This is a genomic window from Aeribacillus sp. FSL K6-3256 (assembly GCF_037965805.1).
GTDB classification, from domain to species: Bacteria; Bacillota; Bacilli; order Bacillales; family Aeribacillaceae; genus Aeribacillus; species Aeribacillus composti.
Window position 1 is genome coordinate 872285 of the sequence record NZ_CP150188.1, and the last position, 26365, is coordinate 898649.

Sequence of the window (26365 nt, forward strand, 5' to 3'; positions counted from 1 at the left end):
TGCCACTAAAAGTATAACGAATTTATGTATAAATCACAACATACTTAAGGAAAAATAGCACAATTGTTATGGCAAAATGTTAAATGAGCCTTGAAGTTCAATGCTTTGACAATGAAGAAAAAAAGCATTATGATAGGCTACTGAGTATAGAAGGAGGACAATTCACGTGAAACCAATTATAGAGTTTTGTGTCAGCAACTTAGCAAACGGTTCACAAAAAGCATTAGAACAATTAGAAAAAGATCCTAATTTAGATATAGTTGAATACAGCTGCCTAGGGTATTGCGGCCAATGCTACGAATCGCTTTTTGCCCTTGTAAACGGAGAAGCGGTAGAAGGGGAAACGGCAGAAGAGCTAGTGAAAAATATTTATCAATTTTTAGAAGAAAATCCAATGTTTTAATAGAAAATAAAAGTGAATGATAAAATTAAAAGGGAGACAAGCTTTTGATTCTCCTTATTTTGATCCTGTCTCTAAATATTTCATTCGAGGTATGAGAGCATATTATAAAATGTAAGTATGAATCTCAATATTGTTTCTCAGTACGACGCTTGCCTTTGCGGATGAGTCTTTTTTTTACGTATGAGCAAGGTGTTTGAAGCGGCAGGCTGATGATATAAAAAATAAAAGCCCCTCTTATATTTCCCGAGGAGCTTTTATTTATATATGAAAACGGGGGATATTTTTATTGTCAACAAATTTTGAACGTTTTATACTTATAAAAACAAATTTTTTGTTGTTTTGGAGGAAAAGATGGAAACTTTTCAATTTACAAAAATGCATGGATTAGGAAACAGTTATATTTATGTAAATGGATTCGAAGAAACGCTTCCGGAGCATCTCCTGCCAGATATTGCGCGAAAAGTTGCGAACGTTCATACCGGCATCGGTTCAGATGGGCTAATATTAATTCTTCCATCTGAACGTGCGAATGTGAAAATGAGAATTTTCAACAGTGACGGTTCAGAAGGAAAAAACTGTGGAAACGGTTTGCGCTGTGTCGCAAAATATGTTTATGAGCATAACATAGTAAAAGAGAAAAAGTTTTTGATCGAAACACTTTCTGGCTTGGTTGAAGCCGAAGTCCATGAAGAAAATGGACGAGTATCAAGCGTCACAATTGATATGGGTCACCCTAAGCTGTTAAAAAAGGAAATACCGATGGCCGGAAACGGAGATGAAACAGCTATTGGTGAAATCATAGAATTTAACGGCTCGAAATATGAAGTCACAGCGGTTTCGATGGGAAATCCACACATCATCTTTTTTGTAGACGATATTGAGAAAGCTCCATTAACAACATTGGGACCGATTGTCGAAAAAGATGCAAGATTTCCAGAAGGGGTAAATGTAGAATTTGTCGAAATCGTCAACGACCATGAGCTTCATTTTCGAGTATGGGAAAGAGGTTCAGGTGTCACACAAGCTTGCGGCACCGGAGCATGTGCGGCAGTGGTCGCATCCGTATTAAACGAGCAAACAACAAGAGGCAAAGAAACAGTTGTCCATCTTGCCGGCGGCGATTTATTTATTAAATGGACTGACGAGGGGAACATTTTGATGAAAGGACCTGCTGAAACGGTTTGCACGGGGACCTATTATTATGAATCCGGTTCAGAAATTTGAGAGTTTTTTTCTGAAAAGGTATACTAAAAGTGACTCAAAAATTAATGAAAAGGAGGATGGGTCATGTCTGAAATTGTTATGCTTACCGAAGCGGCAGCTTTTCAAATAAAAGATATGATGAGAGAAAATGAAGAAGAAGGCGCCTATTTGCGTATTGGTGTGAAAGGCGGCGGCTGCACTGGACTTTCATACGGCATCGGGTTTGAACAAGAAAAACAAGAAGATGATCACGAATTTGAACAATTCGGCATTCGGATTTTAGTGGATAAAGACAGCGCCCCTATATTAAAGGGAACAAAGATTGATTATAAACAATCGATGCTTGGTGGAGGATTCACGATAGACAACCCTAATGCGATTGCGTCTTGCGGCTGCGGCGCCTCCTTTAGAACTGCAACACACGCTGGAACACCGGAAGAGTGCTAAAAAAGATTCTTTCCTGAAGCCAAGCATAATGATCGCTTTATTCCTTAACTTTTTCTATACTCACAATAAAATATATCCTAATAAAGTGGAATCCAAAAAGAAAAAGTCTGCTTTATTAGGATATTTTTATGGGAAAAACGGCTAAATGCAACTTATTAAAAGTGATAGAGAATTAAATGAGGATATTTGCAGATCACAGATTTTCATCATGGAAGACCGTGCGAAAGACTATATGAATCACCGATGAAAGTTGAAAAAAGATAGGGCTGTCCGTTGAGTTCCTAAAATGAAGGATTTTGGAGCTACTGTGAAGGATAAAAATAAAGGAATAAAATTTGTAAATGTCCTTCATAGAGGCAATGAAGTCCAACAAGAAGCAATTGTATGTGTTGAATATCCGTCATAAAACTTTTGAAGAACTTAATGAAGAAAGAGAGCATAAGAAAAGTCATTTATAAAACTTCTGAAGGATATAAACAAAGGAAAAATGGTCTGTCCGATAAGCCCCTTCTTCTTGATGCAGTCTGGTTTCTTTAGAAAAGTACTTGACAAAAAGGCTGTCTCAAAAGGTCATAAAAAATGACCTTTTACGAGACAGCCTTTATTCTTTCCAATAAAATTTACTTTTGCTTGTTATTCCCGCTGTAAGGGAGCTGTTCAGAAAGTCAAATCCCCATTGAAAAACAAAAAATCATAAGCACCGATATATCAACGTTTCTAAAACATTAAAGAGGGGGTCAATAAGCCGAAAAAATGACTTATTAGACACCCACATCTTTTTTCATCAATTAAACATACTTGTGCTGTGCATTGGCTGAACTTTTGCGCTTGGGTCAATATAAGCTTTGGCATTGTTTACAGCTGTTGGACCTTCGCCAAACCCAGTCGCAATTAATTTTATTTTTCCTTCATAAGTACAGATGTCTCCGGCAGCATAAATTCCCGGAATATTTGTTTCCATTTTTGAGTTAACAACAATCGAATTTTTCTCAATTTCCAGCCCCCAGTTTTTGATAGGGCCTAAAGAGGAAACGAAGCCAAAATTGACAATTACTTCATCTACATCAATAATCTCTTTCCGATCTCCTTTTGCTTCTTCGACTACGACTTGTTCAATTCGATCCTTGCCGATAAGCTCAACAGGAACAAAAGGTGTTAATATATTTGCTTTAGAATTTTTTAATTGATTTACGCTATGCTCGTGCGCGCGAAATTTATCTCTTCGATGGACAACCGTTACTTTTTCTGCAATAGGCTCAAGCATTAACGCCCAGTCAACAGCTGAGTCGCCGCCTCCAAACAGGACGACCTTTTTGCCTGCAAAATAGTTTAAATCTTCTACAAAATAGTGCAGGTTTTTCCCTTCAAATTGCTCAGCATTTTCCAGCTGAAGTTTACGTGGTTGAAATGCGCCGTTTCCGGCAGTGATGATAATCGTTTTTGAATAATGTATTTCTGAATTTGTCGTTAACTTAAATGTCCCGTCACTTTGTTTTTCAACTTCCTGAACTTCCTGTTCAAGGCAGACGGTTGGATTGAATAAGGCAATTTGTTCTTTTAAATTATTGACTAATTCTTGAGCTCTAATTTTTGGAAACCCCGCTACATCATATATGTATTTTTCAGGATAAAGCGCTGTCAATTGCCCTCCTAATTGTGGAAGGCTTTCAATAATTTTAACAGAAGCCTGCCTCATTCCTCCGTAAAAAGCTGTGAACATCCCGACAGGTCCCCCGCCAATAATCGTTATATCGTAGACTTTGCTGTCCTCTTTCACAGACGATTCCCCCTCTTGTTAATCTTTATTAATCATATCATAAAAAAAAGATTGTAAAAATACAAAAATTCTGTCATTTAAAGATTTATAAAGTTGATCATTTAGCTTAAAAATAAACTTGAAAAGTTGGACACAAACGGATATCATGACTATAGGTAAAAAGATGTTAAATTTTATTGACAATTTTGCCCTTATAATTTTTTGTCCAAGAACGTGAATATTTTCACAAATTATGTGAAAAGTGAGTCTAGAATTGACCGCTTTAAAAATTACGGAAAAGGTTGGTGTGTCTTGTGAGAAATCCTAAAGTTGTTATTTTAGGTGCCGGTTATGGAGGATTAATGACCGTAACACGTCTACAAAAAATGGTGAGTGTGAACGAGGCTGATATTACACTTGTCAATAAGCATGATTATCATTATGAAACAACATGGCTGCATGAAGCATCTGCAGGCACCCTTCATCATGACCGATGCCGCTATCCAATTAAAGATGTAATTGATACAAACAAAGTAAACTTTGTGCAAGATTCTGTAAAATTAATTAAAACAGATGAGAAAAAAGTCATTCTTGAAAATGGCGAGCTTAACTATGATTACTTAGTAGTCGCTCTTGGGGCTCATCCGGAAACGTTTGGAATCCAAGGGTTAAAAGAATACGCTTTCACAATTTCCAACATTAATTCTGCTAGACAAATTAGAGAGCATATTGAATATCAATTTGCTACATACAATACAGAAGAAGAAAAAGATGATACACGTCTAACCATTGTAGTCGGAGGTGCAGGATTCACTGGAATTGAGTTTTTAGGCGAACTTGCCAACCGTGTTCCTGAGCTTTGCCGAGAGTATGATATTGACCCTAAAAAAGTCCGTATTATTTGTGTGGAAGCAGCACCGACAGCACTTCCAGGTTTCGATCCTGAACTTGTGGAGTACGCAGTCAATCAACTGCAGCGCAAAGGTGTTGAGTTTAGAATCGGCACAGCGATAAAAGAATGTACTGAACAAGGAATTATTGTTGGGAAAGACGATCAAACGGAAGAAATAAAAGCAGGCACTGTTATTTGGGCGGCTGGTGTGCGCGGAAACAGTGTAATTGAAGAATCTGGTTTTGAGGCAATGCGGGGCCGCGTAAAAGTAGAGAAAGACTTGCGCGCACCAGGACATGATGATGTGTTTATTATTGGAGACTGTTCATTAATTATTAATGAGGAAATCAATCGTCCATATCCGCCGACAGCACAAATTGCAATGCAGCAGGGAGAAGTTTGCGCGAGAAATTTAGCTGCATTAATTCGCGGTAAAAAAGAACTCGAACCATTTAAGCCAGATATTAAAGGAACTGTTGCTTCTCTAGGAGAAGATGATGCAGTAGGTATTGCGTTAGGCAAAAAAATGGTCGGTACAAAAGCATCCTTCATGAAGAAAATGATTGATAACCGCGCGCTATATATGGTTGGCGGAGCAGGTCTCGTGTTGAAAAAAGGAAAATTCAAATTTTTTTAAGCTGAAGAAAAGAGCAAAGGCTTAAGGGCTTTTGCTCTTTTAAAATAATGTTTTATAAACATGAACAGCTTTTGTAATTTCTTTTAAAGCAGGAAAGTAAAATGTTTGGAGAAGGAGCCGCTCTGTATTTATTGAATTTTCGTAGTAATAAGCTTTTAAACAAATTAAATTAAAGAGCTCGCTATGCTGATTGCGATTAGAGGGTTCGATTCAGCATAAAATCGCCATGCAGATCTGCAATTATATAGTAGCCTGATGTATTTGGTCTGTCGGACAGCTATACCCGATATTTCCTTCAAAGTTCTTCGTTTTATTCTCAAGTTCTTGTGCTTCTTTTGTTTGTTTACACCGTCTTTTTTGTGCTTGAAGGAATGAAAGTTCTCTCTTAAATGTTGAAGCCAAATCCCTCTTTATGGTACAAGCACAAAAGCTTCTCACATGAGTAAAAAACAGACAAAGCACTGTACAATAGGACAATCTTTCTTAAAGGTGATTTTTGGCATTTTAAAACATTTGGGGAAACTTCCAGTTTTTTTTGTATAAATTTTGAACTGCTCAAAGGTTGGAGAGCCTACTGAGAACCTTTTTGTGTGCATGTCAAACTTGCTTTGCCGATTTATGCCATTAAATGAAATCTTGTACTTGATATATTGGAATAAATAGGTTAATAATTAAGGTAACAATTTATCGATTTGCTGCTTTAAAGATTTGGCACATGTAAGAAGATCTGGCAAATTAACAAAGGCTGGTCAAGTTTTTTCCTTATTAAACCACATAAAAACTTTTAATAATAATACGACAGTTTTCTGAGGGTGAGGACACGATGATGAACATACCGGTGCTGTTGATTTCCATGCTGCTGTTCTTAGTTTTATTTTTTGGAATCGGTTTTTTATTAAATATGCTTTTAAGAATGTCATGGATAATGGCGATACTTTATCCGTTAGTATGTATTTTTTTAATTGATGAAGTGAATTTTTTTGATTATTTCAAATCACCTAGCCGCTCATTTTCTCTGTTGGGGGAAAAAATCGCCTCTCTTGCCGTAGCAGACATTCTCATTTTAGGAAGCGGGATGGTAGGTGCGATCCTATCAGGGATTGTCATTCGAATGCTTCGAGCAAGAGGATATCAAATGTTTTAAGCTTTTCCGTATAATCGGAAGGCTTTTTTTTTAACAATGTTATTTGAGTGCCTACATTTTATTTTTAATTTATCGGAAAATTTATACATGTCGGAACGTATTGAAAAATACGCTCCTTTCAAAAGCTCCTCCAACGTATATTTTGTTTGCGATTTGGAAACAAATAGACGGTGAGAGGAGTGAAATTAGAAAAAATGAAGAGTATAAAAATGTGGACTAGAAGAATTATGATGAGTCTGTTGTTTATTGGGGCGTTTTTAACAACTTTTGAAACCATTTCAGGTGTGAAAGCAGATGAACTGACAAAATGGGTGATCAAACAATATAATCAAAGAGAAAATTCCCAACAAGCCGTTGCAAAAAATATTAATCATGCAAATCAAGGACAGACGATGGAAAAATCCATTGATTTATCAAAGTATCCAAAAAAAACAGTTGTGGCTACCGGATATACAGCCGGATATGAGTCGACAGGAAAACATCCTGGCCACCCTGAATATGGAATTACTTATTCAGGTGTTAAAGTAAAAAGGGATCATTTTTCCACTATAGCAGCAGATTTAAACGTTTTTCCGATCGGAACGATACTTTATGTACCCGGATATGGCTACGGAGTTGTTGCAGATAAAGGTGCTGCGATTAAAGGCAATCGGCTTGATTTGTATTATGAAACAGTAGAAGATGTTTACAATCAGTGGGGAAAGAAAAAAGTGGATGTTTATTTAGTTAAAAAAGGAAACGGAACGTTAACAGAAGAGGAATTAAAAAAATTAAACGAAAATAAAACGATGGAAGTTTTTAGACAACGGTAGCTTATCCCACAGGGATGGGCTTTATTTTTTGGTTTGAAAATAAAGCAAAGTTCTATTCGACCTCGTATAATAATTGAAGGAGGTGGAAAAATGTTTAAAGTACTAGACGGTTTAGAAGGGGAAAGTTTAATTGTTGGCCTTTTTAAGCAAAACGGAAATTTGTCAAAAGCTTTGCAGGAGCTGGATAAAAAATTGAACAATCAACTCACCAAGCTTATAAAATCAGGTGAAATTTCTTCTGCGAAAAACAGTGTCGCAAAACTATATACATTCGATGCTGAAAACGTAAAACGAATTTATTTTGTCGGGCTTGGGAAAGAAAAAGAATTCACGTTCCAAAAGGCAATGGAAGCTTTTGGGCATGCGTTTCAAGCTGTTCAACAAGATCAGAAAAAGATTGTAAGCGTACAGCTTTCTACCTTTATTGGAGGAGATGTGGAAGAGGTAGATGCAGCTCATGCACTAGCGGAAGCGTTTGCCCTTTCTACATACAAAATAAAAAACTATAAACAACGATCAAGCAGCAGCGAATCAAGCATTGAAGCTGTTCATGTTTTGACAGATGCAGATAAAGCGAAAATAAACGCAGCCTTAACTGCCGGTTATGTTTATGGAAGAGGAACAAATTCGGCAAGAACTCTTGTGAACATGCCTTCAAATTTATTAACTGCGACAGAACTCGCGAATTATTCCATCGAACTGGCCAAAAAATATTCTTTTGAGATCGAAATCCTTGAAAAAAAGGATATGGAGGAAATGGGCATGGGGGGGATATTGGCGGTAAATAAAGGCTCCAGTGAACCCCCTAAAATGATTGTGTTAAAATACCAAGGAAAAAAGATTTGGGACGATGCGATTGGTTTAGTCGGCAAGGGAATTACTTACGATACTGGGGGCTACTCGTTAAAACCTAGAGATGGGTTAGTAAACATGAAGACTGATATGGCAGGAGCAGCAGCCGTTTTAGGAGCGATGGAAATTATCGGTGAAATAAAACCGAAACAAAATGTTGTAGCCGTTATTCCGGCTACTGACAACATGATTGGCAGCGGAGCGATGAAACCGGATGATGTCATCGTGTCATTAAGCGGAAAAACAATTGAAATTTTAAATACAGATGCTGAAGGGCGTTTAGCTCTTGCAGATGGCATCACTTATGCAAAGCAGCATGGAGCGAAATACATTATCGATGTTGCCACTTTAACCGGTGGAGTTATTGTTGCTCTAGGAAAGCACACAACAGGTGCGATGACGAACAACGAAAAACTGTATGATCAGCTTTTGAAAGCGTCTGTTGAATGTAATGAAAGAATATGGAGATTGCCAATTTTTGAAGATGACCGTGAGCGGGTAAAAAACAGTAAAATGGCGGATTTGAATAATTCCCCTGGCCGGGAAGGACATGCGATAATGGGCGGTGCTTTTTTAGCAGAATTTGCTGAAGATACGCCGTGGGTTCATTTAGACATTGCCGGGACATCCACTACTGCTAAGAAAGGCCCTCTAGGACCTGAAGGAGCAACTGGTGTGATGACTCGAACATTGGCGGCCTTTGTGGAAAAATTCGTGCCGATTAAATCATGATGGAGTCATCCATCATTCGGTTGAACTATTGCAGATTAGGCTTTATGTCAGAAATGTTATTGCTGTTTCAGTTTTTCGGCAGGAGCCGCAATTCAATATAGGAGAGAGACGGAATCTATTTTGTAAAAAAGATGACCCATTCAGTATGCTTGAAAATCGTGGATTGATTTCTTTCTGACATGTATGTTGTCGGAAGCAACACCAAATTAGGATAATGTGTCGGCACATTCTGACTTAACAAATTGCTGCACATTTATCCTGATTTGGTCTGTATTGTGCACGATTAGCCCAGTACTTAACATGTCTGTAAGTGCGCATTTTTTATTGCTTTTCAAAAGAGAGCGAAGGCTTTTTTTGCATTTTTGATAATAGATTCGCGGAGAACTGTTTTCCTTCTTGTAAGGTAAGTCGAAAATATATGTGTATTATGTGGCAGAATTCATATTTGCGAACTCTTTTTCAAAAACTTTTTCTACAGGAACATAATTGTACCCAAGATCGCGGGCGACTGCCTCATACGTTATTTCTTTGTTGGCAACGTTGACACCTAATTTGATCGCTTCGTTTTTGGCGATTACTTCTACTAACCCTTTGTTGGCTATTTGCAATGCATATGGAATGGTCGAATTAGTAAGGGCGAACGTAGATGTTCTCGGAACTGCTCCCGGCATATTCGCAACTGCGTAATGAAGGACTCCGTGCTTTACATATGTCGGATTGTCATGAGTGGTGACATGATCGCTCGTTTCAAAAATCCCGCCCTGGTCAATGGCAACATCAACGATGACTGATCCAGGTTTCATCGATTTTACCATTTCTTCAGTCACAAGCTTTGGCGCTTTTGCACCGGGGATTAAGACAGCACCGATGACTAAATCCGCTTCTTTTACTGCTTCGAAAATATTATAGGAGTTAGACATGAGCGTTTGAATGTCGTTGCCAAAAAGATCATCTAATTCCCGAAGACGCTTAGGACTTACGTCAAGGATCGTTACATGAGCTCCTAAACCGATAGCCATTTTTGCAGCATTTGTACCGACTACCCCGCCGCCGATGATGACGACCTTGCCGCGTTCAACGCCTGGAACACCGGATAATAGAATACCTTTTCCGCCGTACGGTTTTTGTAAAAATTGCGTTCCAACCAGTGTTGCCATACGACCGGCCACTTCGCTCATCGGTGTTAACAGGGGTAACGAATGACCGTCAGAAACTGTTTCGTAAGCGACCGCAATCACACCGGATTCCTTCAACTCTTTTGTCAGTTCAGGATTAGCTGCAAGGTGCAAGTAAGTAAACAGAATAAGACCATCACGGAAATATTTATATTCTTCTTGAAGCGGCTCCTTGACCTTCAACACCATATCTGCTTCCCAAACCTTGCTTGTATCATGAAGAATTTCGGCGCCTGCTTGAATATATTCTTCATCATGAATTCCGCTTCCAAGACCTGCACTTTCTTCTACGAGTACACGGTGACCTGCCTTGACTAATGAAACAACTCCAGCTGGTGTAATGGCTACACGATTTTCGTTATTTTTAATTTCCCGCGGTACACCAATTATCATTGCAATCCCTCCTGTATAGTATAATTTCGTTTTAATATTCCATATGTACCAACAATGAGTCGGAATTTTCATGTACCTGTCCATTTTATTGTTTCTTTTCCTGCTGGCAATCATTCATTGAATTTTTTGTTTTTATATCATATGCAAATCGGTGTATGTTTGTCTGCAGCTTTCAGCGAAACCGCCAGTATATTTGCATGAATTTATAAAATCCACTTCCGTTGCGAAAATTTCGAACATATGGTATCTTATACAGAAATATTTAGGAGGGATGAGCTGTGAAAAGGGTCACTTTAATGGAAGTCTTCACTCATCCAATTACACAAAAATATTTAAAACGATCTGGCATCGCTCACGCGATTAAAACGGCTGATCACGCTTTTCGTCTTGCGATAGCATTCAATGTAAATCCCGATCTTGCGACAAAGGCGGCGCTGTTGCATGATATTGGCCATTATGAATGGTACACGGACGGTAAATGGGATTATGAAAAATATCGAAAAAATGATATTCATGCAATAAAAGGAGCGAACAGGGCGCATAAACTGCTGATAAGGCTTGGGGAAAAGCCTGAAGCAGCCAAGCAAATTGCTTTAGCTATTCTCCTTCATACGGATTCGTATTTGCCTGATGGTAATTTAAAGCAAAATCCTCTTCAGCGTATAGTTCGGCTTGCTGATGAATTGGATGAAGAACCAGGCGGAATGCATCATTACCGTCAAATTGACGAAAAGCTGGCTTTAAAGAAAATTAGGACTCTAGATAAAAAAGTTGAAAAGTACTATTCTCAGTTAAAATCCATTGTATAAGCGAACAATTTAGGCGTTTGATCATACAATACTATAAACAAACAATGGAAGTGGTGGTTTCGTTTGCCTTCTTTTGTAGGTCCAATTGAGATTAATGAAGTCGACTCAGGAATCATAAAAGTGGGTGACAGCTTTTCTATTTCTCCTAAGGCGAGTTTAAAATCTGCGCTTGGTTCAGGAGCTTTAAATGTTGGAGACTATGTAAAAACATTTGACGTTCGTAGCAAAACGAATGAACATTCGAAAAGTTTCATTGATCAACCGATAATAGGGAATAGGTAAAATATTTTGCAAAACCTGAGATTGATTTTTCTTTCAACTCAGGTATTTTTTTATATAGAGGGAAAAAAGGAGTGAAACAATGAAAGTACGAAAGGCAAATATAATACATAACGATGAAGAGATCAGAAACGTCTATATTTATGAAAACAAAAAAGAGGAGTATATATTAGTTGCTGTACCGCAGCTTGAATGGTCCAAGATCATTAAATATGAAGAAATCAATGACAAAACAAGAGAACATTTACAAAATTCTATTGCAAAAAGATCGAATGAGAACATTGCCATTTCACTTTCTTCGAAAATTACTCAATGGATACAGGAAATGTAAATTTTCAAGAGGATTTGAGAAACATGTAACCTCTGCTGTCAGACGGAGGTTACATTAGATTGCTTTCTTTTCTCTCTACTAATTCTATGACATCATGTATGTCGACTTGTAATACGGAGCAAATTTTTGCAAGCTTATCTAGAGGAAGGCGCTTCGTTTTGTTGTGGCACATTTCCCATACAAGCGTATGGCGAATATCAGCTTGACGGGCAAGTTCTCGTTTGGTCATTCTTTTTTGTTTCAATAAATTGTCCAATTTAATATGTATAACATATTCTTTTTTTTCCACTATGTTCACCCTTATTTGTCATATCTTCTCGGGATTTAGAAAATATTCTATCAATGTTCTTTCGTTCATTCAACCCTCTTTTATCAAAATTTTCCTTCTTTTTTATATGAATTTAACAAATGGGGGAAAGAAGGAGTCCTTCTGTTATAAAAATCATGATCATGCAATCTTTATAACAAGTTTGCCATACATCGCAAAAAGACACATACAATCACATTGCGTGTTTTTCGGTATCACGCATAAAACTTCAAATTAGTTTTTCGGTGAAAAATGATCGAAAATTCTATAAAATAAATATGAAAGATCGAAAAAAGGATCTTTTCAAGGGAGTGTGATACTTTGAATCATCAAGAAATCGAAAAAATCAACAAGATCTTCTTAATGCTTGAAAGGGAGTTAGACGAAACGAAAAAGGCGCTTGATAATATCAATAAGAGCATTGACAAATACGATAAATATCAATATACGAAAATTGTATAATGAGGCGACGACCAAATTTGGTCGCCTTTTTTATGATAATATATATAATTTATAGTATAATAATTGTAAAACATCCATAGATTTCAAGCTGAATATAAATCAGATCAAAAGGAGGGGATGGCATTAAAAAGTGAGTTATTATTAAACAAAGTTCAAGTGGCAATGTTTATGAAGGATGCGGTCGAAAGGTCTGTAGACTGGCTTTACTTGCGGAATCTTTTGCATCGTTTTATCGAATCTAAACAAACATTTCCTTTTGCAGAGCTTTGTTATTTGCATGCGAACGTATTCAACAGCGAAAATGATGAAGAAGAATTGTACAAGCTTATGGCAGCTGTTGAATTGCTCGTCCTAGCTTTTGATATGTTTGATGATTTGGAGGATCTGGACAACTTTACAGAACCGTGGATGGATATTGATAGAGGGGAAGCGATTAACAGCTCATCCTTTCTTTATACGTTAAGTTTATCGCATATCCATTCGCTGTCATCACCTTATCGTTCTGAGATCCTTGGTCTGTTTCTTGAATATGCTTTGCAGGCTATGAAAGGCCAGCATATTGATTTGGCAAATGCCGTGAAGACAGAAAAAGAATGTTTGCAAATGATTAGATGGAAATCAGGTTCCCTTACAGCTCTTGCAGCTGAAGCGGGTGTCATGTTTGCATGCGGGAAAAGATACGAGGAAGTTAAGGAATACGGGCACCAAGTAGGGATTGCCGGCCAGATTGAGAATGATTATAAAGGATTGTTTACTCCGCATAAACAGGACAGGAAGTTTTTGAAGCCGTCACTGGCATTACTTTATTTGCAAAGGAAATTTAATCAAACAAGCGTGGATATTTTACAATATGTGCACAGCGGAAAAGACTTTGACGAATACTTTGGAAGCATTGTAGCTTTTAAAGAAAAGCTGTTGGAAGCGGGAGTCACCCAATATTTAAATGTGATGAAACACATCGCGCTTAAGAAGGCTGAAACTTATATAAAAAAACTTCCGCTGCCTGCTGAAAAATTGGATGAACTATTAACAAATTTAATCAAAAAATAAAAAAGGAGAGATCAATATGCAAGAAATCGTAAATTTCTTAATCGAAAACCCTGATGTTTTGGAGAAAGTCGTGAATGGACAAGCTAGTTTGATTGGAGTTGAATTGGAAGAATTATTGGGTATAATTGATGGGTTTGTAGATACGCTTTCTGCAAATTACAGCTATTGGTTATCATAATTTTAAAACGTTAAGCGGTGGGTAGTGTTGATTGAAAAGTTTAAAATAATGGATAGATTTTATAAATTATTAGTCATCATTAGCGTTTTCATTGTTTCTCATTCATTATATCTATTTTTTAAAGCTCCATATATTGGAGCTAATCTTAAATTAAATGAGAAAGGTCAAGTTGAAATCGTTGATTTAGATCCTGCTGCTTGGGCGAGCAAAGCGGGGATGAAAAAGGGGGATATATTATTAGAACTTAATGGAGAAAGAATTCAAGGTATAAATATTCAACTTCAACAAGACAGTATTTTAAAGATTAAATCTCAAGATGGAATTAAAGTATTAAAAGTAGAAAATTTAATTTTTTCTGAACATTCCTTGTACATGCTCATTATTCCATTAATTATTTATTTTCTTTGTTTGTTTTGCAGCTATTTTATATATAAATCAAATGAAAAAATAAATAGTATTTCTCCATATTTTTTAAACATTTTTTTATTGTTTATTTCTTTAGCTTATTTAAGCGGCAGTGCTTCGGCACGTGGTGATCATGTTTCACAATACTTAGTGCTCTTATTTTTTATTAGTGTTCCAGTCATTTATTTACATTTTTTATATTATTATTTTCTTGAATTTGGAAACGTATTGTTCAACAAAAAACTGATATATGCAGGGTATTTTATCGTTTTCCTCAATATAGTTGCGAGAATCATTGAAGATTTTTATAATCATTTAAGTTTATTCACAAAATTCTTTAGTTTATTTTCTTTTTTAGTTGTCTTTTTTATAAGCTTTGTTACCAAAATTGTTGGTTTAAGAAAAGTTAAATTTTCTGAAATTGAATACCCTGTCAAAGTACTAATCGTTACAAACGTTATTGCTTTTTCACCGTTTATTGTTCTATATGTCATCCCTTATTTGTTTTTGGAACAAGCAATTTTTTCGCCTGCCCTTTTAGCGTCATTTTTGTTATTAGTACCTTTTTCCCTTGTGTATCAGTTTCTATCATCAAAGATATATGATATTGAGTTTATTCTAGGCAGAGTCAAATATTATGCTCTCCTTTCCATTTTGCCGACTATCTTTTTAGTGGCTTTTATCATACTGCTAAAAGAACATAATCCCAAAATTTACCCTATTCAACTTTCAATTATTATATATATATTAATGATATTTGTTTTTTATTTTAAAGAAATTGTTGACTTCCGCTTCCGGTTTAAGCGGTTTTCGGAAAAATATAATTATCAGGACAGCATTTTGAAGTATGCGTCAAGGATCCGGAAAGCAGGCAGTTTAAAACAGATGATGGCTGAGTTAAAATCGACCATTTTAGAGGTTTTGAAGGTCAGCCGTGCATATTGCCTTGTTGTTCATGAGAGTGGACGGATCGAAATGGTTGATGATGATGGGGATGGCGGTCTTTTAGAAATTGCCCCATACGAAAAAGATATTTTAAATGCTGTAACAGAAATAGGGAAAATTGTAGAATTTGATAAAGGGTTTGTGTTAACTGTCGGTGAAACGAATAGACGGAAATATGTTATTATTTGCCTTTCTGTCATCAAAACCCCTAAACTGACTCGTGATGAAATTTCTTGGCTGAATTCCCTTGCTTTTTATACGAATGTAACTGTAGAAAACTTTTTGAAAATAGAAGAATTGATGGAAAGGCTTGAAAAAGCGGAAGAGGGAAACAGCAATCCTGCATGGCTCAAAAAACTGCTGTTTGCAATTGAAGAGAAGCAGCGCTCCAATTTGGCGAAAGATTTGCATGATTCTGTGCTGCAAGATTTGATTTCGTTAAAAAGGCAATGTGAATTGGTTCTGGAGGAATCTGGACAATATCCTGCTGCTACGATCGAAAAAATTCAGAGCATGAATCAAAACATTCTTGATATCATTCATATGACGAGGGAAACGTGTCAAGAGCTGCGTCCGCAAATTTTATATGACTTGGGACTCGTCAAGGCGGTATCAAAGCTGGTAGCGCAATACGAAGAACAGTGTAATTTTCAAATCCGCTTTAATACGGGGAATTTTAACAAGCAGCTTGATATAAACATGCAGCTTAATTTGTACCGGATCATTCAGGAGCTTTTATCAAATGCGCGCAAGCATTCGAATGCGAAGCAAATATTAATTATGCTCGTCAATATAAGAGAAAAAATTGTATTGCACTATGAAGATGATGGCGTAGGCATCGATGAAGAACTGTTGTATGCGAAAACAGAAAGCATGGGATTGTCCGGAATTAGAGAGAGGGTAAAAGCTTTGGATGGTGAAATGAAGATTGAGACTTCTCCGGGAAATGGATTTCGGGTCTTAATTGAAATTTAATCACATTCTTGACTTGGCTTTTGCCAAGTCATTTTACTGTAGATTTTGTCTAAAGAGGTGGAAAACATGATTCGTATTTTAGTGATTGACGATCATCCTGCTGTGAGAGAAGGGACAAAAGCGATATTGGAGACGGATTCTGAAGTTGAAGTGGATTGTCTGGAGCCTCCTTATACGGCTGAACTTATGGAGAAAATCGATTTTTTGCAATATGATGCAGTTCTTATGGATATGAATTTAGGTGACGTCAACGGGATTGAACTGGCAAAGCAAATAACATCTCAAGAACACCAATGCAAAGTCCTTCTTTATACTGGATATGATGTCAATGATTATATGGAAGAAGCGATTTCCTTAGGCATTCATGGAGTGATCAGCAAGACGGAGTCAAAAGAGAAAATATTATCTCACATTCGCCATGCGTTGCTTGGTGAGATTATTCTATCATTTGATTACGTAAAAAAATTGATTGAACGACAGACATTAAAGTCGCCATCTATGAAAGAAGCAAATGAGCCTTTAACAGATCGGGAAAAAATGATTTTAATGGAGGTCGAAAGAGGGTTAACAAATCAAGAAATAGCAGATAAGCTGCATTTAAGCAAAAGATCGATTGAATATAGTCTGACTTCCATTTTTAATAAGCTGCACGTCAGCTCTCGGACAGAAGCCGTATTAATTGCGAAGTCAGAAGGCATTCTTTAAATAAGAAGTCCCGTCCAATTTGATTGCTAAAAAAGATAAGGCTCATGAATGAACCTTATCCTTTGCTTTCTTTTTTTCTTTTAACTCATCAATTTTGCTGTTTTCCCATAGTTTCACTTTTGTATGGTAAGCTGCGCGGCTGATTAAATGTCCTGCTACAGGCGATGTTAAAAATATAAACAGGATTCCCAGCAAAACTCTTCCATTCATATGGTTTTCAAGCACCCAAAAATATAAGAACACCCCTAGTAAAATAGAGAGCACACCTAATGTCGCGCTTTTGGAAGCCGCATGGTTTCTCGTATATACATCTGGTAGCCTCAACACACCAATGGCGGAAATTAGGCTGAAAAAGGCTCCTTGGAGAATGAGATATCCGATCACAAACTTACTGATTGTTTCGATCATTTTCGATAATTTCTCCTTTCTCCAAGAATTTAGCAATCGATACCGTGCCGATAAAAGCTAAAATTCCAATTAATAAAATAATGTCCAAAAAAGCGCTTGTATCTAAAACAATCGACATGATCGCTGTGATCCCGACTAAGTTGATGCCGATCGCATCTAATGATATGGCACGGTCTGGAACGGATGGGCCTTTGATGAGCCGAATCATCAATAAGAAAGAGGAAGCAGCGATAAGAGCCAAAGAAATCCAAATAATAAATTCAAACATTAACGGCTCACCTCCTTAATAGCTTTCTCAAAACTGCTTTTTATATCTTTTCTTGCTTGTTCGACATTCGCTATATCCACAGAATGGATATAAAGCGTTTTATTATCATCGGAAATATCAATAACAAATGTTCCTGGTGTTAAAGTAATGAGATTGGATAGAATCGTAATTTCCCAATCTTTTTCCAATTCTGTTTCAAAGGCAAAAATTCCAGGCTCCATTTTCAATTTTGGCGACAAAACGATTTTTAAAACAGCAATATTTGCAAGGACAAGCTCCTTCAAAAAGATGAATATGAGCTTTATGACAGCGGCAATATTGTACAGATAAAATCGTCTTGGAAAAAAACGGCGCAGCGCGAAAAGAATGATAATACCTAAAAGATATCCGATAAAAAATGTGATGAATGAGTAGTCATCCTGCAAAAGCATCCATGTAATGGCAATCATAAAATTTAACAGTATTTGAAAGGCCATGTGATCTACTCCTTTAATACGGCTTCAATATAAAGATCTGGAGAAAGAAGAACCTGTTCCGCCTGTTTGATGTATGAAGAGATAAATTCTGTGCCAAGCCCGTAAAATAATGAGAGAGCAAGCAAGAAAGCAGCCGGAACGTAAAGACTTTTTACTTGACTGGTTTCCCGAACTTGCGGAATTTTTTCCTCTCCCCAAAAACCGTTAATAAATATTTTCATCACAGAATATAGGACTAAAAGGCTTGAAAGCAAGACTGCGAAAGCTAATACAAATTCACCTTGCTCAAATCCCCCTTGGACTATTTTCAGTTTCCCGATAAAACCGCTTAATGGTGGAATGCCGGCTAAAGCTAATGCGGCGATAAAAAACATCCACCCAAGTGTTGGGTATTTTTTTATTAGTCCACTGAATTTATCAAGGTTTGTTGTTCCAGTGATCGAAAAGACGATTCCGACCAAAAGGAACAGCAACCCTTTAATAATCATATCGTGGATCATGTAATAAACAGATCCTTCTAAACCTGATTCGGTCATTGTGGACACTCCGAATAAAATGACACCAACGCCTGTCAAAATGTTGTATATCACGATCTGTTTAATATCCGAGAAGCTAATGGCGCCAATAACGCCAAATATGATCGTAAGCACCGCCAGCCATGCGATAAACGTATGAGTAAATGCAATGTCCTGCAAAAAAATAAGCGTAAACACTCTTGTGATCGAATAGACGCCAACTTTTGTCAAAAGAGCACCAAATAGAGCCGTAACAGCTGCTGGCGGAGCCTGATAGGAGCCGGGCATCCAGAAAAAAAGCGGGAAAATGGCTCCTTTCAATCCGAATACAATTAAATACATGATGGAGATGGCCGCGATGATGCCGGATGAGCCTAATTCTGCGACTCGCAGGCTCAAGTCAGCCATGTTTAATGTACCTGTTACAGCATATAGAAATGCAACGGATATGACAAATAAAGCCGATGAAATAACGTTTACTAAAATGTATTTAATAGTTTCTCTTAATTGCGGCTTTGAATTTCCGTGAACAATTAAAAAATAAGAAGACATGAGCATAACTTCATAGAACACAAACAGATTGAAAAGATCTCCTGTCAGAAAAGCACCGGACACTCCGGTCAATAAAAACATGACGCCGGAATAGTAGAAAAATTTGCTTCGATTATAAACTACTATTTTGTAGGAAAATAGCAAACAGGCAAAAACAATAATGTTTGCCGTTAAAACAAGCAGAATCGCGTACATATCGGCTACAAGAACAATCCCAAACGGCGCTTTCCAATCTCCGACTTCAAGGGAAATGATTCCGTTTGTATGAACATAGTGAACAAGGAAAACGGAAATGCCGATATTTATAACGGAAGAAACAGCGCTTAAATATTTTTGCACTTTTTCTTGTTTATTGAAAAAAATAAGCAATACTGCAGTTATCATAGGAATAATAATCGGTAAAATAATGATATTGTTATTCATTTCTGATCATTTCCCCTCAATTGATCCATATCGTCTGTTCCAAGTTCTTGATAAGATCTGTAGGCTAACACTAAAAAGAAGGCTGTTACTCCAAAGCTAATGACAATTGCAGTTAATATAAGTGCTTGCGGCAAAGGGTCTACATAAGAAGCTGCGTGTTCATCTAGCAGCGGAACAGTTCCTTTTTTCAGTCCCCCCATCGTTAAAATGAGGAGATGAGCTCCGTGACTCAAAAGACCTGTTCCAATAATGATCCGCAATAAACTTTTTGAAAGCATTAAATATGTAGCTGTCATAAACAAAATTCCTGCAACAATGGAAGTTACAATCTCCATTATTCCGTCTCTCCAATCGTTTGAATAATCGTCATTGTCACACCAACAACAACAAAATATACACCGAGATCAAAAATGACAGCAGTCGCAAGATGCGTATCGCCTAAAACCGGTATGTGAACGTGGCCATGTGTATGGGAAAGGAACGGAACTCCGAAAAGAAAGGAGCCGATCCCCGATAAAATCGCAATCAATAATCCGAACGCCGCCACTTTAACATAATTAATGGGCAAAATCGCTTTCACGGTTTTGACATCAAAAGCGATCAATAATAAAACGATTGCTCCTGATGTGATGAGCCCGCCGATAAACCCGCCTCCAGGGGCATTATGGCCAGCGAAAAATAAATGGAACGAAAAAATGATCACGATAAAAAGCACGATTTTTGTAATTGTTTGCAAAATAAGATCATTCGTTTTTAAACCCGTTTTCTTCAACGTCTTTCCCTCCTGTGCGAAGGCGAATCATACTGTAGACAGCAAGCGCTGCGATTGCCAAAACAGTTATTTCAAACAGCGTGTCAAAGCCGCGGAAATCGACTAGTATAACGTTGACGACATTGTATCCGCCGCCCAAGCTATAGCTCGTTTCCAGAAAGTATTCCGCGATCGTTTTTCCAGTGCGTTCGCTGCTTGCGGAAATGGCCAGCAGCGTTACAATCCCCCCGACGCCTGCTGAAATTATAAAATTCACTAGGCGGAATCTTCGAGTTTTATCTTTTTTCTGCAGCTCAGGTAAGAAATAAAAAGCAAGCAAAAACAAGGCAGTTGATACCGTTTCAATAACTAGCTGCGTTAAGGCTAAATCCGGCGCTCTAAATAAAACGAAAAACAGTGCGAGTGAATACCCGACGGAGCTAAGTGCAATAATGGCTGTCAATCTGGATCTTGCCAAAACAGCTGTGATTGAACCGGCTATCATAACAATCGACAGGATCAATTCATAAATTCCGACAGGTGCAGCATCATCCGCAGCAAAAGAGATTGATTGCTTGATGATCATTGTCGCTCCAACTGCCATGATCATAAATGCAAAAATATAGACGAGATAGTCGCGAATAAATCCAGTCATATAAAAGCTTGTCAGCCGGTTGGAAGTTTTGCCTGCCGTTTTTAAAGAATGATCATATAATTGATTGAGCGTCATCCTTTTCGGCTGCAGATCGTAAACTCTTTTCCATTTTGACGCTGTCAAGTATAGGAATATTCCAAGTATCACTACGCCAACTGTCATCCAAAATTCCGCAGTAAAGCCGTGCCAATGTGAAATATGAATGTGAAAATGTTCTCCATCCTTCAACACGCTAGGCATGACAGATTTCATTGCCGGTTCGATTAAGCTGTAAGCAAGCAAGTTTGGAAAAAATCCAAAAATAACAACAAGGGATGCCAGCACAATAGGCGGAATCAGCATTCCGATCGGCGCCTCGTGGGGCTTTTTAGGCAGATTTTCCAGCTGCAATTTTCCAGCAAATGTTTTAAAAACAAACATCATGCTGTAAATAAATGTAAAAATACTACCGATCCATGCGAGCACTGGAAGTAAAAACCCCCATGTTTCTGTTTGAAATACATCCATGTTCAATACTCGAATCATACCGGTAAAAAACATTTCCTTGCTTAAAAATCCATTAAATGGTGGAAGACCTGCCATAGAAAACGCGCCGATTAAACCGATCGTAAAGGTAATGGGCATAAGGGACATGAGTCCGCCAAGCTTTCTAATATCTCGAGTGCCTGTCTCATGATCAACAATGCCTGCAACCATAAATAGGCTGCCTTTAAATGTCGCATGGTTAATCAAATGGAAAATCGCTGCTAAAATCGCAACTGAATAAAATTCAAAATGATCAAACAAGAGAGCGGCAGAGCCGACACCTAAAAGGGACATAATCATGCCGAGCTGGCTGACAGTTGAAAAGGCTAACATCGCTTTTAAATCTGTTTGTTTCACCGCATGGAAGGATCCCCAGAATAAGGTGAAAATTCCGAAAAGTGAAACGATCCAAAACCATTCGGCACTTCCTGCAAATACAGGTGTGAAACGAGCAACTAAATAAATGCCTGCTTTCACCATCGTTGCTGAGTGGAGATACGCACTGACTGGCGTTGGCGCTTCCATCGCATCAGGCAGCCAAATGTAAAAAGGAAATTGGGCGGATTTTGTAAATGCTCCCAATAAGAGCAGAATAAGGGCTGGGATAAATAATCCATTGTCGGCGATACTGTTGCTTTGGGCAATTGTTTCACGAATGCTGAATGTTCCAGTCATGATGTAGAGCAAGATAAATCCGCCAAGCATGGAAAGCCCGCCGAAAACAGTAATAAGCATCGATTTTAGCGCCCCGTAACGTGATCTTTCCCGATAATGCCAATAGCCAATTAATAGAAAAGAAGAAAAGCTGGTAATTTCCCAAAAAGTATATAAAACAATAGTATTATCAGTTAAGACTACTCCAAGCATTGACCCCATAAACATCAACAAATAAACGTAAAACGCATTCAGCTGTTCTTTTTCCTTCGACAAATAGTAGATCGAATAAAGAACAACGAGAGAGCCGATACCGGTAATGAGCAAAGCAAACAGAAGGCTAAGTCCGTCCACATAAACAGCAAAATCAATTCCTAATGATGGAATCCATTTAACAGTTTGTACGATACCTTCTTTATACTTAACTCCCGGCAAAAATTGAAGAAAAAATATGAATAAACATATAGGAAGGGGAAGTACAAACCATCCAGTATGTATTTTCCGAAATGTCTTATATAGGAATGGTACCATGAAAGCAAATAGAAATGGAAATAATATAGCCCAATGCAGAAATGTCATGTAAACCCTCCTTATCCAATGTTTTGGACTAGCTGTATTTTATTGTTCTCAATATTTTTTGCATATATAGCTTTTTAAATTTCAAGTTCATAAGACCACAAATATCGTATCAAAAAAATCATAAAATGTATATTTTTTTGTGAAATTTCCCACCTTGAAAATGAGGTGGTATGATGACAAAAAAGGTAATGACAGCCATTTTAATTTTTATCTTATTATTCAGCATTTCATGGTATTTGCATGAACAAACGAAACAGACGTATGTACATCCATCATATGAGTGGACGCCAATCAATACTTTTTCCAAAAATATGAAGGGAGAAACGTTTGCACCAAGAGAATACATTCGTGTCATCAATTACTTAGAATGAAATGCCAAAAATATTTAAGCAAATACAAGTAAAATCGAGTTTTTTAAAGGAAATTGGCGATTGCCCAGTTTTTTTCTTTATTTACAGGAAGAACAATTTATGAGATGAACAGGAAGTTTTAAAATTTCCTCGGATTATTGTAAAAAACGTTTTTTTATGTTTTCACTAGGAAGGATGCATTTGTTTTTTTGACCGAACCATTTATATCGGTTTTTAGCAATGATCTGATAAAAAAAATCGCGAATTGGTTTCGGGATGATGATGAATCCGTAAAATATTTTCAAAAACCCGCTTAAGTGTTTGGCGATATGTAAAGCAGCAGTGGATTTTGTATAACAGCGATTCCCATCCGATAATACGAGCGAATCAAAAGATTCAGTCGAAAGGCCGAATTGCTGTAATAATTCCTTTCCCTTGCTTGATTGCAGCGGTGCGAATATAAAAATTTCATCTGGATCGTGCGAAATGATGAAATTTACGGTCGAATCGCAAAAATTGCACATGCCGTCGAAAAGAATGATTTTTTTTGGCTTCATCGATATTCACTCCTTTCTTCTATTTTATAATAAAAAATTCATAAAAAATTTTTTATTTTCCGAAATGGAAGATATTTATTCTTGTTAAATGATATAATGAAGTAACGGTGTTTTCGGAGCAGTGATTCATAAGGGGGGAGGATAACGTGGAGGCCAAGAAGCAGTTATTTATTGATTTTGAATTTACAATGGCTGAGAACAAAATGAATCCGGAAGGCTTTTTTCCGGAAATTATCGAAGCGGGTGTCGTAAAGGTAGAAAGGGGAAAAATTAAAGAGACGTTTTCCACATTTGTAAAACCTAGATTTTTTCCAAAATTAACAGAACGATGTAAGCGTTTTTTGGAAATTACCCAAGAACAAGTTGATAACGGTCTATCGTTTTCCGAATTGGTTCATCTTCTTCGCAAGCTTTCTTTTGGGGAAGAAACAATGATCGTGACATGGGGCAACATGGACATGAAAGTTCTTCGCCATAATTGCAAAGAGCATGGACTGCCATTTCCAATAGCAGGTACGGAGATCGATTTATCAATGGAATATAAAAAATTTTTTGGCGACCGCAATCAAACAGGATTGTGGAAAGCTGTGGAGGAATACGGCAAAAAAGGAATCGGCAAGCATCATCGTGCACTTGACGATGCGTTAACAACTTTTAATATTTTTAAGCTGATTGAAAAAGATAAGCAATATCTTTTGAAACCAAAGCCGCTGACAATTGGTGAACGAATAGATTTAACAAAATTATGGCAAAAGCAAGCGACATGAAAAGGCCAGCTGCAATTTGTAGTGGCCTTTTCATAATGCTTTAAAATATTCTCTCTCTAATCGATTCAAGTTTTCAAGAGAACGCAATGCCCAATCGCTTCCATCTTCCTCAAGCTCCTTCTTTAAAGCAGCGGAAGCTTCTTTCAGAGAAGTTTCGTAATCAGGAATTTCCCCGTTATAATGGTGAACCATTTTTTTTGGAATATTTGCTTGTTCATTGAAGGAAAGTGCTTTGCGTTCATGAAAGAACGGAACATCTGCTTGTTTCGGCTGGTGCAAATCCCCTTGCATCGGATGTTTTAAAACCGCTTTTACTCTTACTAAATAATGATTCTCCCGAATTTCGGTAACTTCCCCGATATATTTACCGGTTTTATAAATGCCTGTAACGATATCCCCGACTTTTATGTCCAAAGTTTTCCCCTCCAGCAATTGTAATGTTTTCACCTATTGTACACTTTTATTTTCAGAGCAGATGGCATGATAAAGCAAAATTTTGCTATAGTAGAAAGATAGAATGGATTTGAAAGGTCGTGATGATCATGGAATGGCTTCTAAATTTTATTCTATATTTTCCGGAAAATAAAATTGAATATTTATATGGTTTTTTGCAAATGGTTCCGTTTATCATTTTAGCTGTAGTTGCGATCATTTTTTTTAAAAAAATATCCCGCAAGGAAGAAGAAAAAGCGAATGAGCTGCTGAAAAAGCTTTCAGAAAATGAGAAAAAAAGAAGCTGAAACCGGGAGGCGATGCCTCCCAACGAATGTTAAGAAAGAGCCGTTTTTAGTCTCTTTAATCCATCTAGGACCATCTGCCGCGGACAGCCGATATTCATCCGCACAAAACCTTCTCCAGCCTTGCCGTATTTACTGCCCAGTTCCAATGCTAATTTTCCTTTTTCAAGCAGCTGTTTTTTTAATTGTTGTTCAGTCATATTTAATGAACGGCAATCAAGCCAAATTAAATACGTAGAATCAGGATGGATTACGTTTATACTTTTTAAATGCTCCCCAATATATTGTTCGACAAGTTTTACGTTTTCTTCAAGGTAAAGGAGAAGTGAATCCAGCCATTCATGTCCGTTATTGTAGGCTGCTTCCATTGCCGTAATGCCAAAAATATTTAAAGAAAAATGCCCCTGCTTTCTTTTCACTTGTTTAAATTTACCTAATATTTTCTTATCAGGAATGATCACTGCTGAAGCTTGAAGGCCGGCAAGATTAAATGTTTTGCTTGGCGCAATAGCTGTAATGGAATTTTGAGCAAATGATTCACTGATGGAAGCAAAAGGAGTGTGCTTATTGCCGAACAGCAAAATATCTGAATGAATTTCATCTGAAAAAACAAACACGCCGTTTTCTAAGCACAATTCGCCGATTTTTGCAAGCTCCTCTTTTGTCCATACTCTTCCGCTCGGGTTTTGCGGGTTGCAAAGAATCAGCATTTTGACGGATGGATCTGCCAGCTTTTCCGCCAAATCTTCAAAATCGATAGAATAACGCCCGTCTTTTAAAACTAATTCATTCTCCACAACAATGCGTTTATTATACTTCACCATGTCAAAAAAAGGCTTGTATACCGGGGGCTGAATCACAATCCGATCCCCCTCTTCCGTTAATGCTTGGATGGCTATGCTCATTGCTTCCACTACGCCTGAACAAAAATCAAGTGAATCGGCTGAAATTTCCCATCCATGTCTTGTTTTTAGCCAATTTTGAACCGATTTTTTTGTTTTGGAGGCGACGCCAGTATAGCCGTACACACCGTGTTCGACTCGTTCTTTCAAAGCCGCTATGACCGCATCGGGAGATTTCAAATCCATATCAGCTACCCACATTGGCAAAACATCTTCATGTCCGAACAATTCTTTTGTGAAATCCCATTTGTAAGATTGTGTTCCTTTTCTTTTTATTACTTGATCAAAATCACTCATCTTCTCACCTCAATACCAATGTATATGTGCTAAAATACAATTGCAAACATTTTGTAC

At 37.3% G+C, this 26365-nt stretch carries 31 protein-coding genes; 18 read left to right on the forward strand and 13 right to left on the reverse strand.

All coding sequences use genetic code 11. The features are described from left to right. Positions 1-166: 166 nt before the first annotated feature. From NSQ84_RS04175 to NSQ84_RS04185, 3 genes are all read left to right on the forward strand, one after another. A complete protein-coding gene (locus NSQ84_RS04175; RefSeq protein ID WP_094245256.1) occupies positions 167-403 on the forward strand; it encodes a YuzB family protein in 237 nt (78 codons plus the stop codon). 351 nt (positions 404-754) lie between these two features. Next, positions 755-1627 carry a diaminopimelate epimerase gene (gene dapF / locus NSQ84_RS04180; RefSeq protein ID WP_339212238.1) on the forward strand — a complete coding sequence of 291 codons (873 nt, stop codon included), beginning with the start codon at positions 755-757 and terminating at the stop codon, positions 1625-1627. A gap of 63 nt (positions 1628-1690) precedes the next feature. Next, positions 1691-2053, forward strand: a complete 363-nt coding sequence (locus tag NSQ84_RS04185; protein ID WP_063387075.1) for an iron-sulfur cluster assembly accessory protein — start codon at positions 1691-1693, stop codon at positions 2051-2053. A 784-nt stretch (positions 2054-2837) separates the two neighbouring features. On the opposite strand, the gene NSQ84_RS04190 is transcribed toward NSQ84_RS04185, so the two are convergent. Continuing rightward, positions 2838-3830 (reverse strand): NAD(P)/FAD-dependent oxidoreductase, encoded by a 993-nt coding sequence (locus tag NSQ84_RS04190; RefSeq protein ID WP_063387074.1) that lies wholly within the window; start codon positions 3828-3830, stop codon positions 2838-2840. Positions 3831-4114: 284 nt separating this feature from the next. Here NSQ84_RS04190 and NSQ84_RS04195 point away from each other — a divergent pair, with 284 nt between their 5' ends. From NSQ84_RS04195 to NSQ84_RS04210, 4 genes are all read left to right on the forward strand, one after another. Then, positions 4115-5338 (forward strand): NAD(P)/FAD-dependent oxidoreductase, encoded by a 1224-nt coding sequence (locus tag NSQ84_RS04195; RefSeq protein ID WP_186439306.1) that lies wholly within the window; start codon positions 4115-4117, stop codon positions 5336-5338. Between the two features lie 826 nt (positions 5339-6164). Continuing rightward, the gene (locus NSQ84_RS04200; protein WP_063387105.1) at positions 6165-6482 is read left to right on the forward strand and encodes a YuiB family protein; all 318 of its coding nucleotides are present in this window, start codon (positions 6165-6167) and stop codon (positions 6480-6482) included. Positions 6483-6676: 194 nt separating this feature from the next. After that, the gene (locus NSQ84_RS04205) at positions 6677-7294 is read left to right on the forward strand and encodes a 3D domain-containing protein (RefSeq protein ID WP_063387072.1); all 618 of its coding nucleotides are present in this window, start codon (positions 6677-6679) and stop codon (positions 7292-7294) included. Between the two features lie 90 nt (positions 7295-7384). Further along, the gene (locus tag NSQ84_RS04210; protein ID WP_063387071.1) at positions 7385-8878 is read left to right on the forward strand and encodes a leucyl aminopeptidase; all 1494 of its coding nucleotides are present in this window, start codon (positions 7385-7387) and stop codon (positions 8876-8878) included. Positions 8879-9303: 425 nt separating this feature from the next. Here the strand turns inward: NSQ84_RS04210 and ald are convergent, their stop codons facing one another. Then, a complete protein-coding gene (ald, locus tag NSQ84_RS04215) occupies positions 9304-10446 on the reverse strand; it encodes an alanine dehydrogenase (protein WP_063387070.1) in 1143 nt (380 codons plus the stop codon). Between the two features lie 278 nt (positions 10447-10724). Between ald and NSQ84_RS04220 the strand changes: the two genes are divergently transcribed. From NSQ84_RS04220 to NSQ84_RS04230, 3 genes are all read left to right on the forward strand, one after another. Continuing rightward, positions 10725-11255 carry an HD domain-containing protein gene (locus NSQ84_RS04220; protein WP_063387069.1) on the forward strand — a complete coding sequence of 177 codons (531 nt, stop codon included), beginning with the start codon at positions 10725-10727 and terminating at the stop codon, positions 11253-11255. Between the two features lie 63 nt (positions 11256-11318). Then, entirely contained in the window at positions 11319-11537 is a 219-nt protein-coding gene (locus tag NSQ84_RS04225; RefSeq protein ID WP_339212240.1) for a spore germination protein, read from the forward strand. Between the two features lie 79 nt (positions 11538-11616). Further along, on the forward strand, positions 11617-11865 hold the full coding sequence (locus NSQ84_RS04230; RefSeq protein WP_327873263.1) for a YueH family protein: 249 nt from the start codon (positions 11617-11619) through the stop codon (positions 11863-11865). Between the two features lie 49 nt (positions 11866-11914). Here NSQ84_RS04230 and NSQ84_RS04235 read toward each other — a convergent pair whose 3' ends face one another. After that, positions 11915-12154: a helix-turn-helix transcriptional regulator gene (locus NSQ84_RS04235; protein ID WP_232515690.1), complete on the reverse strand. Its 240-nt coding sequence runs from the start codon at positions 12152-12154 to the stop codon at positions 11915-11917. A gap of 339 nt (positions 12155-12493) precedes the next feature. On the opposite strand from NSQ84_RS04235, the gene NSQ84_RS04240 reads away from it, so the two are divergent. The 5 genes from NSQ84_RS04240 (at position 12494) to NSQ84_RS04260 (ending at position 16892) form a co-directional block, all read left to right on the forward strand. Beyond that, entirely contained in the window at positions 12494-12634 is a 141-nt protein-coding gene (locus NSQ84_RS04240) for a DegQ family regulator (protein ID WP_063387066.1), read from the forward strand. Positions 12635-12751: 117 nt separating this feature from the next. Further along, on the forward strand, positions 12752-13684 hold the full coding sequence (locus tag NSQ84_RS04245) for a polyprenyl synthetase family protein (protein WP_339212242.1): 933 nt from the start codon (positions 12752-12754) through the stop codon (positions 13682-13684). A gap of 16 nt (positions 13685-13700) precedes the next feature. Next, positions 13701-13862 carry a competence pheromone ComX gene (gene comX / locus NSQ84_RS04250; RefSeq protein ID WP_082830253.1) on the forward strand — a complete coding sequence of 54 codons (162 nt, stop codon included), beginning with the start codon at positions 13701-13703 and terminating at the stop codon, positions 13860-13862. A 27-nt stretch (positions 13863-13889) separates the two neighbouring features. Next, complete coding sequence (locus NSQ84_RS04255; protein ID WP_339212243.1) at positions 13890-16187, forward strand: histidine kinase; 2298 nt, start codon at positions 13890-13892, stop codon at positions 16185-16187. A gap of 66 nt (positions 16188-16253) precedes the next feature. Continuing rightward, the gene (locus NSQ84_RS04260) at positions 16254-16892 is read left to right on the forward strand and encodes a response regulator transcription factor (protein ID WP_327873259.1); all 639 of its coding nucleotides are present in this window, start codon (positions 16254-16256) and stop codon (positions 16890-16892) included. Positions 16893-16934: 42 nt separating this feature from the next. Here NSQ84_RS04260 and mnhG read toward each other — a convergent pair whose 3' ends face one another. From mnhG to NSQ84_RS04295, 7 genes are read right to left on the reverse strand one after another with little or no spacing between them, the layout of a single operon-like run. Then, positions 16935-17300, reverse strand: coding sequence for a monovalent cation/H(+) antiporter subunit G (gene mnhG, locus NSQ84_RS04265; protein ID WP_311066995.1), 366 nt, complete (start codon positions 17298-17300; stop codon positions 16935-16937). Next, positions 17281-17568 carry a Na(+)/H(+) antiporter subunit F1 gene (locus NSQ84_RS04270; protein WP_339212246.1) on the reverse strand — a complete coding sequence of 96 codons (288 nt, stop codon included), beginning with the start codon at positions 17566-17568 and terminating at the stop codon, positions 17281-17283. Before NSQ84_RS04270 ends, mnhG begins: the two co-directional genes overlap by 20 nt. Continuing rightward, on the reverse strand, positions 17568-18044 hold the full coding sequence (locus NSQ84_RS04275) for a Na+/H+ antiporter subunit E (RefSeq protein ID WP_130157059.1): 477 nt from the start codon (positions 18042-18044) through the stop codon (positions 17568-17570). The genes NSQ84_RS04270 and NSQ84_RS04275 overlap by 1 nt, the downstream gene beginning before the upstream one ends. Positions 18045-18049: 5 nt before the next feature. Then, positions 18050-19534, reverse strand: a complete 1485-nt coding sequence (locus tag NSQ84_RS04280; RefSeq protein WP_327873258.1) for a Na+/H+ antiporter subunit D — start codon at positions 19532-19534, stop codon at positions 18050-18052. Next, positions 19531-19869 (reverse strand): Na(+)/H(+) antiporter subunit C, encoded by a 339-nt coding sequence (locus NSQ84_RS04285; protein WP_066249252.1) that lies wholly within the window; start codon positions 19867-19869, stop codon positions 19531-19533. The genes NSQ84_RS04280 and NSQ84_RS04285 overlap by 4 nt, the downstream gene beginning before the upstream one ends. Next, positions 19869-20306 (reverse strand): Na(+)/H(+) antiporter subunit B, encoded by a 438-nt coding sequence (locus NSQ84_RS04290; RefSeq protein ID WP_130157063.1) that lies wholly within the window; start codon positions 20304-20306, stop codon positions 19869-19871. Before NSQ84_RS04290 ends, NSQ84_RS04285 begins: the two co-directional genes overlap by 1 nt. Then, positions 20278-22698: a Na+/H+ antiporter subunit A gene (locus NSQ84_RS04295; protein WP_327873257.1), complete on the reverse strand. Its 2421-nt coding sequence runs from the start codon at positions 22696-22698 to the stop codon at positions 20278-20280. The genes NSQ84_RS04290 and NSQ84_RS04295 overlap by 29 nt, the downstream gene beginning before the upstream one ends. Positions 22699-22871: 173 nt before the next feature. On the opposite strand from NSQ84_RS04295, the gene NSQ84_RS04300 reads away from it, so the two are divergent. After that, positions 22872-23069, forward strand: coding sequence for a hypothetical protein (locus tag NSQ84_RS04300; protein WP_066249259.1), 198 nt, complete (start codon positions 22872-22874; stop codon positions 23067-23069). A 134-nt stretch (positions 23070-23203) separates the two neighbouring features. On the opposite strand, the gene NSQ84_RS04305 is transcribed toward NSQ84_RS04300, so the two are convergent. Continuing rightward, entirely contained in the window at positions 23204-23611 is a 408-nt protein-coding gene (locus tag NSQ84_RS04305) for a thiol-disulfide oxidoreductase DCC family protein (protein ID WP_327856012.1), read from the reverse strand. A gap of 140 nt (positions 23612-23751) precedes the next feature. Here NSQ84_RS04305 and kapD point away from each other — a divergent pair, with 140 nt between their 5' ends. Further along, positions 23752-24372, forward strand: a complete 621-nt coding sequence (kapD, locus tag NSQ84_RS04310; protein ID WP_063387101.1) for a 3'-5' exonuclease KapD — start codon at positions 23752-23754, stop codon at positions 24370-24372. 30 nt (positions 24373-24402) lie between these two features. On the opposite strand, the gene NSQ84_RS04315 is transcribed toward kapD, so the two are convergent. Further along, a complete protein-coding gene (locus tag NSQ84_RS04315; protein WP_063387055.1) occupies positions 24403-24786 on the reverse strand; it encodes a kinase-associated lipoprotein B in 384 nt (127 codons plus the stop codon). A 128-nt stretch (positions 24787-24914) separates the two neighbouring features. Between NSQ84_RS04315 and NSQ84_RS04320 the strand changes: the two genes are divergently transcribed. Further along, the gene (locus tag NSQ84_RS04320) at positions 24915-25112 is read left to right on the forward strand and encodes a hypothetical protein (RefSeq protein ID WP_063387054.1); all 198 of its coding nucleotides are present in this window, start codon (positions 24915-24917) and stop codon (positions 25110-25112) included. 29 nt (positions 25113-25141) lie between these two features. Here NSQ84_RS04320 and NSQ84_RS04325 read toward each other — a convergent pair whose 3' ends face one another. Then, on the reverse strand, positions 25142-26308 hold the full coding sequence (locus NSQ84_RS04325; RefSeq protein WP_339212249.1) for a MalY/PatB family protein: 1167 nt from the start codon (positions 26306-26308) through the stop codon (positions 25142-25144). Between the last annotated feature and the right edge of the window lie 57 nt (positions 26309-26365).